Raw genomic sequence first — 9,911 nt, 5'->3', positions numbered from 1 at the left:
GTCGCTCAGGAACTCAACGGCCGTCCACGCAAAACGCTCGGCTGGGCCACCCCAGCCGAGCGTCTGCGTGATCTACTCACCGCCTAAACCACAGCGGTGTTGCAACGACCCCTTGAAACCGCCCAGCAGTGGGCGGATCTGGTCGTGTCCGGCGGCGTCGTCGAGCAACAGCAGCAGCCGCTTGCCGCGGGCCCGGCGCCGCCACAGCGCGGCCCGCGCCTGGCAGGAGGACGGGATGCCGCGGGCCGGGACGCCGATGGCCACTAGCAGGTCGATCAGCGCGTCGGCCGGTTCCACCGGGCGCTGGCCGAGGGTGAAGGCGTTGAGGCGTAGGAAGAACTGGCCGTCCGGGAAGCGGGCGGCGAGCTGGTGCGCGGCGTGCACGGCCAGGGTGGTCTTGCCGACGCCGGGCATGCCGTCCACCGCGATGATCCCGGTGCCGCCCGCGTCCTCGGCCGCCCGCAGCACCGCCTGGGTCAGCTCGCGCAGTTCGTCGGTGCGGCCGGTGAAGCTGAGCACGTCCGGTGGCAGCGCGGCCACCACCGCGGCGGATTCGGCGAAGGACTCCGGTGGCGCGGGCACCGGTTCGGCGGTCGCGGGCGGGTTGGCCAGCAGGTGCCGGGCCAGCGCGCGCACCCCGGGACCGGGTTCGGCCGCGCAGGCCGCGCGCATCCGCTGGGTGGCGAAGTCCAGGAACTCGCGGATCGCGGTGTGCCGCCCGCACCAGGCCAGCGCGCGCAACCCGATCATGATCAGCTCGTCGGTGGGCGTGCACTCGTTGAGCAGCCGGGTGACATTGCTGGCCACGGTGGGGAAGTCCCCGGCGTGCAACTGCTCGGCGAGCAGTTCGGTGTGCATCCGCAGCCGTTCCTGGGCGAGCATGAACCGCTGCCCCTCCACCCAGGTCCCGGTGACCGGGCTGAGCGGTTCACCGCGCCAGAGCCCGAGCGCGGCCTGGTACTCGGCAATCGCTTTCTCGTGCTCGCCGTGACCGGCGGCGGTCCTGGCCTGCCGGGCGTGCGCGGCCGAGCGGTGGTGATCGACCAGCAGCGGGTCGAGGTCGAGCCGGTAGGCCCGCGCCCGGTCGGTGTGCGCGGAGCCGACACCCCTGGTGCGCAACCAGTTCTTGTCCCCGCCCGCGGTCTGGATCGCGGTGCGCACCCGCTCCACGTACTTGCCCAGACTCGCCGCGGCACTCGGCGGCGGCCCGGCGGGCCAGATGTGCTCGGCCAGGGTGTGCGCGTTCACCCACTCGCCTGGGCAGAGCGCGAGCGCGGCGAGCACCCCGCGCTCGGCCATCCGTTCCAGCCGAACCTGGCCGTCTGGCCCGTGGATACCGATCTCCCCCAGGATCCGGATCTCCAACCCGCGTTCCCTCCCTGGACCGCCGATGAAGGGGCGAGTCTGACACGGGCCGCATGATCGATACCAGCGGTGTGCGGGGTTGTGCTGGGGATTGTCCGCGCAGGTCAACGGATGCACTGAGGACAGGCTGTCCTCAGTGGACGGGTCGACCGATCGATGTATCCGGTTTCGGCGCGGTGCTGACCGCGGGTCACACCTTGGGGTCGCGGTACCCGATGACCGAGCCGTTCTCGCCCACCTCGGTCACCTCCTGGGTGACCTCCAGCCCGGCGCCCGGCGGCAGTCCCTCCGCGCCGACGATCTCGCCGCCCTGGACCCGGGTGGCGCGCTGACCGATCCGAATCTGGCTTGGTTGCCCGGACTCAGTCGCGCCGGCCGCCCGCCACCACTCCAGTCCGGCCCACAGCAGGACCAGCACGCTCACCCCGACGATGATCGTCCAGCCGGGACTGCTGGTGGCGATGTTGATGCCCGCGCTGACCGCGGCGGCGATCACGATGGAGAGCGCGGCGGCCGGTCCTCGGCCGGGCCGGACACGTCGACGCCGCACCTGGACCTCCCTCTGCCGGGGCGAAAGCCGTGCTCAACCCTACGCCAGCGCGACCCGCACCAGCTTGCGGTTGACGAACTCGCCGATGCCCAGCTCGGCCAGTTCGCGGCCGAATCCGGAGTTCTTCACCCCGCCGAAGGGCAGGCCCGGCGAGTCGGCGAAGCAGGAGTTGATGTACACCATCCCGGCTTCCAAGCGGGTGGCCACCTGCCGGGCGTGTGCCACGTCCGCGTCGAAGACGTAGCTGCCCAGGCCGAACCGGGTGGCGTTGGCCAGCCGGATCGCTTCCTCCTCGCTGTCCACCACGTAGTAGGACAGCACCGGCCCGAACGCCTCCTCGTGGAAGAGCGGGTTGTGCTCGCCGAGGCCGGTGATGATCGTCGGTTCGAGGTAGCACCCGGCCCGGTCGATCCGGTTGCCGCCGCGCACGATCCGGGCGCCGGCGGCCTTGGCCTCCTCGATCTGGCGGAGCAGCCCGTCCAGGGCGCGTTCGCTGGCCAGGGGACCGATCAGGGTGGCTTCCTCCGTCGGGTCGCCCACCTGGATCGCGGCGAAGCGTTCGGTCAGCGCGGCCAGCATCTCCGCACCCCGCTCCCGGCCGACCACGATGACCCGCTTGATGTTGACGCAGCCCTGTCCCGAGTTGAACGTGCGGCCCATCACGACCTGCTCGACCGCGTGGTCCAGGGGCGCGCCCGGCAGGATCAGCGCGGGGTCGCTGCCGCCGAGTTCGAGGACCGCCTTCTTGAGGTTGCGGCCCGCGCGTTCGCCGACCGAGGTCCCGGCCCGCTCGCTGCCGGTCAGGGTGACGCCGCGGACCCGGAAGTCGTCCACGAGTGTGCCGATCTGCTCGATATCGCAGAACAGGTTCGTGTACGCCCCGGCCGGGGCGCCCGCCTCGGCGAACAGCCGGGCGAAGGCCAGTGCGCACTGCGGCACGCTCTCAGCGTGCTTGACCAGCACCACGTTGCCCGCCACCAGTTGCGCGGCGGCCACCCTGGCCAGCTGGTAGTAGGGGAAGTTCCACGGTTCGATGGCCAGGATGACGCCGATGGGTTCGGTGACCAGCGTCGCGCCGGGTTCGCCGGGCAGTGACCGTTCGGCGAGGAACTCCGGCCCGTGCTGGGCGTAGTAGTCCAGGATGTCGGCGACAAGATCGACCTCGGCGTGACCGAAACGGGTGACCTTGCCCATTTCCAGGGTCAGGTACCCCACGTACTCGTCTCGTTTCGCGCGCAGGATCTCGGCGGCCCGGCCCACGATCCGGGCCCGTTCCGCGACCGGCCGGAACTTCCAGTCCTCGCGATAGAGCGTGTCGGCTTTGTCCAGTGCCGCAAGGACTTCGGTATCGGACTGGAGTGGGAATTCCTGGACGAGTTCGCCGGTGGCGGGGTTGATGGTCTGGAAGCTCATGGTCTACTCCTCGGTCTTCGCGTCGCCGTCGAACCGCGGCCGGTCCGGGTCCGGGTTGATCCAGTCCTGGGCCCGGCGCCACCACACCTCGGCGGCGGGCTCCAGGCCGCTGGGGTCGTCCAGGGTTCCGGCCTTGACGATCACCAGCTCGGGCCGTTCATGCAGGATGGTGAAGATCGGGGTGCCGCAGTCACCGCAGAAGAGCCGGTCCCGCTGGTTGCCGTTCTCCGTCCCGACCGTTCGGTAGGTTCTGGGTGTTCCGGTGATGTCCAGGGAGTCCCTCGGCACCAGCACGTTCACCGAGAAGGCCGCGCCGCTGTGCCGCTGGCAGTGCTCGCAGTGGCACAGGATGACCGGGCCCGGCGCCGCGCGGAAGCGGTAGCTAATGGCGCCGCACAGGCAGTGTCCGGTGCGCATGTCAGGCGCCCTTCCCGGGAAAGGCGTGCCGCCGCCCGCCGAGGACGATCGCGGCCGCGACGATCAGCAACAGCAGGGCAGCCCAGGTGATCGAGGCGGTGCCCAGGCCCGCGAGCAGCAGGCCGCCGAGCAGGCCACCGGCCGCGATGGCGCCGGAGAAGACCGTGATGGTGATCGACTGGGTCACATCGGCGGCGTCGCCGGAGGCGGTGATCGCGGCGCTGACGAACAGGCTGGGTGAGCTGCCGAAGGCGAAGCCCCAGGCCGCGACGGCCAGGTAGACCAGCGCCGGGACGGCGGTGAACATCGCCAGCACCAGCACGCTGGCCGCGAACACCACGGTGCTGCCCACCACGAGCGTGCGCAGGTGCCGGTCGATCCGCGCGCTGACCACCAGCACGCTGAGCACCGAGGTGACCCCGAAGACGAACAGCATCCAGCCGGTCTGGTCCGCCATGCCCGCGTAGCCGAGGAAATCGGTGATGTAGGTGTAGCGGATGTTGTGCGCGATCATGTACGTGACCAGCGCGAACAGGATCGGTCGCAGTCCGGGGATGGTCAGTACGCGGGAGATCGGAAACCTGGTCTCGGCTGGCTGGCCGGGCAGGTTCGGCAGGGTCGCCAGGACCCAGGCCATGGTCGCCAGGCTCACCGCGGCCGAGGCGTGGAAGGCGAGCTGCCAGCCGCCGAGGCCGCTGAGCCAGGTGCCCAGCGGGATGCCCAGGGCCAGCCCGATCGGGGTTCCGGCCAGCGCGATCGCGATCGCCCGGCCCTGATGTCGCGCCGGGGCGAGCCGGGCCGCGTAGCCGCCGAGCAGCGGCCAGATGAGCGCGGTGCCCAGTCCGGCGGCGAAGCGCAGCACCAGGGTCAGGGTGTAGTCGCTGGACAGCGCGGTGAGCACGTTGGCCACCGCGACCACGGCCAGGGCGAGCTGCAACACGTGCTTGCGCGGCCAGCCCGCGGTCAGCCGGGCCAGTGGGATGGCGCCCAGTGCGGTGGCCAGCGCGTAGATCGCGACGGTCTGGCCGGTCAGCGAGACGCTGGTGCCGAGCGTGCGGCTCATCTCCGGCAGCAGCCCGGCTGGCAGGCATTCGGTGAGGATGCTGATGAACCCGGCCAGGAACAGGCCGAGCAGGGCCCTGGCCGGTAGCCGGTCGGCTCGGGCTTTCGGGGCAGTGGTGAGAGTGTGGGTCATCCTGATGCTCCAGGAGTGGTGCGGCGGGCGCTCGCCCGGGGACACACCGAGCTTGCGGCGGGCCGACTGTCCTAACCAGACACCCACTTCGCCTACGTCCCTGGTGACTAGCACTGGCAGGGACAGGCTGAGTCGCGGACTTCGCGCGATACTCGGAGCATGGCAACCGAGCGCGCCGCCCGCACCGGGCCCGCAGCCGCCCCGGGATCAGCGCCGGAACCGGTCCCGCCGACGGCCCCGCCAGCCGAGCTGAGCGAGTTCCTGCGTACCCGCCGGGCCCGCCTCAAACCCGCCGACGTCGGCCTCACCGACCACAGCAGGCGGCGCCGGGTGCCGGGCCTGCGGCGGGAGGAACTGGCGCAGCTGGCCGGGGTCTCCGCGGCCTACTACACCCGCTTCGAGCAGGGCAACGCGCACAACGTCTCGCGCGAGGTGCTGGACGCGATCTCCCGGGTGCTGCGGCTCTCCGACGCCGAGCACGCCCACCTGCTGCGCCTGGCCCAGCCGACCCGGCGTCATCGGCAGTCCGAGCCACCGCGTCAGCAGGTCCGGCCAGAGGTGCGGGAGTTGCTGACGGCGATGGAGGGCGTGCCCGCCTACGTGTGGGGCCGCCGCACCGATGTGCTGGCCTGGAACCAGACCGCCTCCGCGCTCTTCGGCGACTGGGCCGACCGGGAGCCGCGGGACCGGAACTGGGCCCGGATCGCCTTCCTCGACCCGGCCGCGCGGACGCTGTTCGCGGACTGGGAGGCCAAGGCCTACGACGTGGCCGGACAACTGCGGCTGGGCGCCGGCGAGCACGCCGACGATCCACAGCTGGCCGCGCTGATCGGGGAACTCGCCCTGAAAAGCGAGGACTTCCGCAGGCTGTGGGCCGCACACGAGGTCAAGCGCAAAACCCACGGCACCATGCGCCTGACCCACCCCCTGGTAGGCGATCTGACCCTGCACTACGAAACCCTGGCCCTCCCCGGCGACCACGACCAGTCCCTGACCACCTACCACGCCAAACCCGGCACCCCCGCCGAACAGTCCCTACGCCTACTGGCCAGCTGGGGCCCAGACGCCACCACCGAGCGCTAGCCCACACCCACCCACACCGTCTTGGCCGTTCTCGTACGGCGTCTTGGCCGTTCTGGACGGCGAGTTGGCCCAACTGGTACGCCGAGTTGGCCCAAGTGGGCGTACCAGTTGGCCCAAGTGGTACCAGATCGGCCAAGACTGGGTACGACAACGGCCAACACGCCGGGGGTTAGCGTTGCCGGGCACCCAGCACCCAGCACCCGGCGTTCGGCGGCGGTGAAGGGCGGGTCGGGCAGCACCGGGCCGCCGCTGTCACCGCCGCGCATGGCCTGCCAGAGCACCCGGGGGCTGCGCATCCGGCTGGGTGGGGCGGTGAGGGCGAAGATGTCGGCCTTGATGTCGGTGACCAGGCGGCTGCGGCCGCTGCTGGCCGAGATCCAGTCGCCGAGCTTGTCGAAGAACCCGTCGAACCGGCCAGGAGCCGGGCCGTTGGTGCCGGGGTAGCGGGCGTCCTGGCCGATGGCCATGTCCCAGGCGTTCGACGACGCCCTGGCCACGGCGCGTTGCAGGGACAGGGTTCCGGGCCTGCGCCGCCGCTCGAACTCGGTGCGCAGGGCCAGCGCGGACAGCGCGGCGGCGGACATGCCGTGCCCGTACACCGGGTTGACGGTGGCGTAGGCGTCCCCGAGGGCGATGAAACCGTGTGGGCATGGGCGAAGTCGCTCGAAGTGCCTGCGGCGGTTGGCATCGGCGCGGAATCCGAAGGGCGTGCCGATCGGGGTGGCCGCCTCGATCAACTCGGCCAGCACCGGATGTGGCAGCAGCGCGGCGAAGGCGCGGAAATCCCCGGCGTCCGTGCCCGGCCTGCTGCCCGGCCCGCCGGAAAGGGTGATCATCCACAGCCCGTCCTCGATCGGCAGCAACGTCCCGTTGCGCCGCACCCCCGGCTCGCGCTGCGGACTCGATTGCAGGGTGACCGCCGGGAAATCCGGACCGGCGTCGGCCGGCGCCCGGAACACCCCGGTGGCATAGAAGATCCCAGGGTCCACAATGGACTCACGCACCGGCGGGAAACCCAGCTCGGTCAGCCAGCGCGGCGCCCGGGAACGCCGGCCGGTGGCATCCACCACCAGCTCCGCGGCCAGTCGGCCCGGCCCGGTGCGCACCCCGGTGATCCCGGCCGGACTCCCTTGCAGCCCAACGACTTCGGTCCGCCCCAGCACGGTCACGTTGGACAGCTCGCGCAACCGGGCGCGCAGGCTGGACTCCAGCAGTTCCCGGCTGCACCCGAGGATGAACTGCCGCCCGGCATAGCGCGGGAACCAGCCCCGCGAGGCCAGCCCGAGATAGCGCCCCGGCAGGTTGATGTGCTGCGCCCCGGCCGCGGCCAGCTCCGCCAGCACCCCGGGCGCCAGCGCCTCCATCGCCCTGGCCCCACCGGAAACCAGCGCGTGCGTGTGCCTGGCCTGCGGCGCCCCCCGGCGCGGCACCGGTTCCCCGGCGAACCCGTCCTGCTCGACTACGGTGACTGCCTCGGCGTGCGGTGCGAGGGCGAACGCGGCCAGCATCCCACCCATCCCGCCGCCGAGAATCGCGGCGTGCTGCAGCACGACTGTCCTCCCCAGGGCTGTGTGCTCGGCGCCCTCCAGGAAACCCGCGCCCGCCACAGCTGGCCATCGGCTGTTCGGGGAGACTGCCGCACACCACCTGCCCTAGCCGGAAAAGTCCGGGAAAACCCCAGATCATCGGCCACTCCAGGCAAATCCGGACCGGCAGTATTGCCGGCGTCAGCCCGCCCTGCTGACCTGCCGCACCCGCCACAACGGCGCGGCCAGCACCGCCGCGAGCAGCAAAGCACTGGCGGACAACAAGATCGCCTCCCGGGCCGCCGAATCGGCCAGCGCGCCCCCGGCGAGCGAACCCAGCATGAAGGCCAGGCTGCCCGCCCCGGTGGTGATCGCGAAAACCCGGCCCACCAACGCTTCCGGCGCCGCGGTCTGCCGCAGGGTGGTGTAGGCGATGCTGAACGGCGCGTTGGCCAGTGAGGTGATCAGCACCGCGCCGATCGCGGTGGGCACGTCGTTGGCCCGCAACAACAACGCGGCCAGCAGCGCCCGTTGCCGCGGCGCCCGCACCGGCAGGCACACCCCGTTTCGCCGCACTTCCAGCGGGCCCGGCACGCGGAACTCCAGGACACTCCACCAGGCAACCGCTTGCCGCGCGCGTCAACGAATCACCACCGCGCGATCATGGTTCCCGGCCCGAAGAGGCGGACCTTCGGGGGCGAGTCGATCGGCTACCAGTCCCGCGCCGCGCGCCGCCGCAACAGCACGATCCCGGCGACCAGCAGCGCCAGGGTGAGGCTCGCGCCGATCACGGTCAGCACGGTGCCGCCGCCGATCGACCAGCGCCGGGCCGTCGAGCCGGTGACCGTGACCAGTTCGCCCTCGCCGTCCAGCCTGGACAGTTCGCGCGGCCCGCGCAGGTAGTCCTCCGGGGCGAGCAAGGTGTTCTCCCGCCGGAATTCGTCCAGTTCGCCGCCGTAGTCCCGTCCGGTGCGGTCGAAGACCCGGGCCGGGCCGCCGGGCGCGCGGGCCACGTGCAGCGCGAGCACCTCGATCGCCCCGTCGGCACGCCGGATCAGCAGGTGGCGCTGGAAGATCTCGGTGCGGCCGGACTCCCGCATCGCGGCACTGGCCGCCTCGCTGGGGGCGCAGTCGGCGTCGTCCTGGCACCGGCGGTGGGCGAACAGGGCGTTCTGCAGTTGCTGCGGGGAGAAGTGGGCGGCGAAGTTGGCCATCCGGTCCTCGGGCGTGCGGCTGTGCTCCCGGTACCGGGCCAGGGGATCGTCGCGGACCTCGGCCGCCCGCACGTACTCCACGAGCAGGTTCGGCACCGGCCCTGGCGGCGGCTCCGGCGGGCCGCAGGCCCCCAGCATCCCCAGCAGCGGCACCAGCAGTGCCCACCGAGCACGCATGACGAGCAACCCCTCACCTGGCCGACGAATCGCCCCGAAGGTAGCCAGGTGAGTCGCCGCCCGGTCAGCCCTGGCCGCTTGCTGTCACCGGCTCAGCCGGGTTTGCGGGCCACGGCCAGTACGCAGTCAAGGAGGTCCAGTTCGCGCCGGATCTGGTCCTGGTCCTGCCACCAGTCCGGTGTGCTCGCCCGGCCCGGATCACCCCAGTGCCGGAACCAGCCCTCCCAGGTGTGCTCGCGGATCGACCGCACGCCGACCTCGGCGAACCCGGTCCCGGTCAGCTGCTCGGCGTAGGCGGCGCGGTCGTGCCAGTTCTCATCCGGGATGCTGAACCGGTAGAGGCTGAACCGCGGCGAGCGGAAGACCTCCCGCGGGGTGTCGCCGTGCAGCGGCAGGGTGTCCACGGTGCCGAGCAGGCCGCCCGGCCGCAGCACCCGGTAGGCCTCGGCGAAGAAGGCGCTGCGCGGGTGGAAGTGGAAGGCCGCGTCCAGCGAGACCACCCGGTCGAAGCTGTCATCCGGGAAGGGCAAGGTGGTCGCGCTGCCCATGCGGAAGGCGAGCCGGTCGGTCAGCCCGGCCCGCTCGGCGCGTTCCCTGGCGGCCAGCACGTGCCTGGGGGTGACGTCCACACCGGTGACCGATCGCGCCTTTCCGGTGCCCAGCCACAGGAAATCCTGCTCGCCGTAACCACAGCCGACATCGAGCACGTCGTGGTCCGGTCCCAGGGCCACCGCGTCGCCGAGACAGGTGGCCAGCGCCGCGCCCGCCTCGTCCAGGGTGCTGTCGGGGTACTGCCAATAGCCGATGTTGACATACCGGGTTTGCTGACCGGCGAAGTCGTTTTCCGGATCGGTGAACTCGTAGAACCGTCGTACCCGGGCAGCGGGGTCGCGAGTGGTGATGGCGCGGAGGATTTTGCCGAACGTACGGATGTCTCGCAGCATGCGGGCGGGCTCCCTGGGCGCGGAACT

The 9,911-nt window shown here is 71.6% G+C and carries 10 protein-coding genes; 1 reads left to right on the top strand and 9 read right to left on the bottom strand.

Features of this window, described 5'->3' with window-relative positions; translation table 11 throughout:
* Positions 1–72: 72 nt before the first annotated feature.
* From ACTOWY_RS43515 to ACTOWY_RS43495, 5 genes are all read right to left on the bottom strand, one after another.
* Complete coding sequence (locus ACTOWY_RS43515; RefSeq protein ID WP_441315457.1) at positions 73–1,365, bottom strand: BTAD domain-containing putative transcriptional regulator; 1,293 nt, start codon at positions 1,363–1,365, stop codon at positions 73–75.
* 190 nt (positions 1,366–1,555) lie between these two features.
* Entirely contained in the window at positions 1,556–1,915 is a 360-nt protein-coding gene (locus tag ACTOWY_RS43510) for a hypothetical protein (protein ID WP_441315456.1), read from the bottom strand.
* A 39-nt stretch (positions 1,916–1,954) separates the two neighbouring features.
* On the bottom strand, positions 1,955–3,328 hold the full coding sequence (locus tag ACTOWY_RS43505; RefSeq protein WP_441315455.1) for an aldehyde dehydrogenase family protein: 1,374 nt from the start codon (positions 3,326–3,328) through the stop codon (positions 1,955–1,957).
* A 3-nt stretch (positions 3,329–3,331) separates the two neighbouring features.
* Positions 3,332–3,745, bottom strand: coding sequence for a GFA family protein (locus ACTOWY_RS43500; protein ID WP_441315454.1), 414 nt, complete (start codon positions 3,743–3,745; stop codon positions 3,332–3,334).
* A 1-nt stretch (position 3,746) separates the two neighbouring features.
* A complete protein-coding gene (locus ACTOWY_RS43495) occupies positions 3,747–4,940 on the bottom strand; it encodes an MFS transporter (RefSeq protein WP_441315453.1) in 1,194 nt (397 codons plus the stop codon).
* A 159-nt stretch (positions 4,941–5,099) separates the two neighbouring features.
* Here ACTOWY_RS43495 and ACTOWY_RS43490 point away from each other — a divergent pair, with 159 nt between their 5' ends.
* Complete coding sequence (locus ACTOWY_RS43490; RefSeq protein WP_441315452.1) at positions 5,100–6,023, top strand: helix-turn-helix transcriptional regulator; 924 nt, start codon at positions 5,100–5,102, stop codon at positions 6,021–6,023.
* On the opposite strand, the gene ACTOWY_RS43485 is transcribed toward ACTOWY_RS43490, so the two are convergent.
* From ACTOWY_RS43485 to ACTOWY_RS43470, 4 genes are all read right to left on the bottom strand, one after another.
* Positions 6,020–7,573: an NAD(P)/FAD-dependent oxidoreductase gene (locus ACTOWY_RS43485; RefSeq protein ID WP_441315451.1), complete on the bottom strand. Its 1,554-nt coding sequence runs from the start codon at positions 7,571–7,573 to the stop codon at positions 6,020–6,022. The two genes, ACTOWY_RS43490 and ACTOWY_RS43485, sit on opposite strands and share 4 nt — an antisense overlap.
* Before the next feature lie 177 nt (positions 7,574–7,750).
* A complete protein-coding gene (locus ACTOWY_RS43480; RefSeq protein ID WP_441315450.1) occupies positions 7,751–8,143 on the bottom strand; it encodes a hypothetical protein in 393 nt (130 codons plus the stop codon).
* Between the two features lie 116 nt (positions 8,144–8,259).
* Positions 8,260–8,940 carry a hypothetical protein gene (locus ACTOWY_RS43475; RefSeq protein ID WP_441315449.1) on the bottom strand — a complete coding sequence of 227 codons (681 nt, stop codon included), beginning with the start codon at positions 8,938–8,940 and terminating at the stop codon, positions 8,260–8,262.
* Positions 8,941–9,032: 92 nt separating this feature from the next.
* Positions 9,033–9,884, bottom strand: coding sequence for an SAM-dependent methyltransferase (locus ACTOWY_RS43470; RefSeq protein WP_441315448.1), 852 nt, complete (start codon positions 9,882–9,884; stop codon positions 9,033–9,035).
* Positions 9,885–9,911: the final 27 nt, after the last annotated feature.

Source organism: Crossiella sp. CA198 (genome assembly GCF_052078295.1).
In the GTDB taxonomy this organism is placed as follows: domain Bacteria; phylum Actinomycetota; class Actinomycetes; order Mycobacteriales; family Pseudonocardiaceae; genus Crossiella.
The sequence above is the reverse complement of the archived record's forward strand: the minus strand, read 5'-3'. Positions and strand labels throughout refer to the sequence as shown.

What these genes read in the sequence shown, in the direction of transcription:
- ACTOWY_RS43505 (WP_441315455.1), bottom strand. Translation starts at nt 3,328, where the DNA reads ATGAGCTTCCAGACCATCAACCCCGCCACCGGCGAACTCGTCCAGGAA.
- ACTOWY_RS43500 (WP_441315454.1), bottom strand. Translation starts at nt 3,745, where the DNA reads ATGCGCACCGGACACTGCCTGTGCGGCGCCATTAGCTACCGCTTCCGC.
- ACTOWY_RS43495 (WP_441315453.1), bottom strand. Translation starts at nt 4,940, where the DNA reads ATGACCCACACTCTCACCACTGCCCCGAAAGCCCGAGCCGACCGGCTA.
- ACTOWY_RS43490 (WP_441315452.1), top strand. Translation starts at nt 5,100, where the DNA reads ATGGCAACCGAGCGCGCCGCCCGCACCGGGCCCGCAGCCGCCCCGGGA.
- ACTOWY_RS43475 (WP_441315449.1), bottom strand. Translation starts at nt 8,940, where the DNA reads ATGCGTGCTCGGTGGGCACTGCTGGTGCCGCTGCTGGGGATGCTGGGG.
- ACTOWY_RS43470 (WP_441315448.1), bottom strand. Translation starts at nt 9,884, where the DNA reads ATGCTGCGAGACATCCGTACGTTCGGCAAAATCCTCCGCGCCATCACC.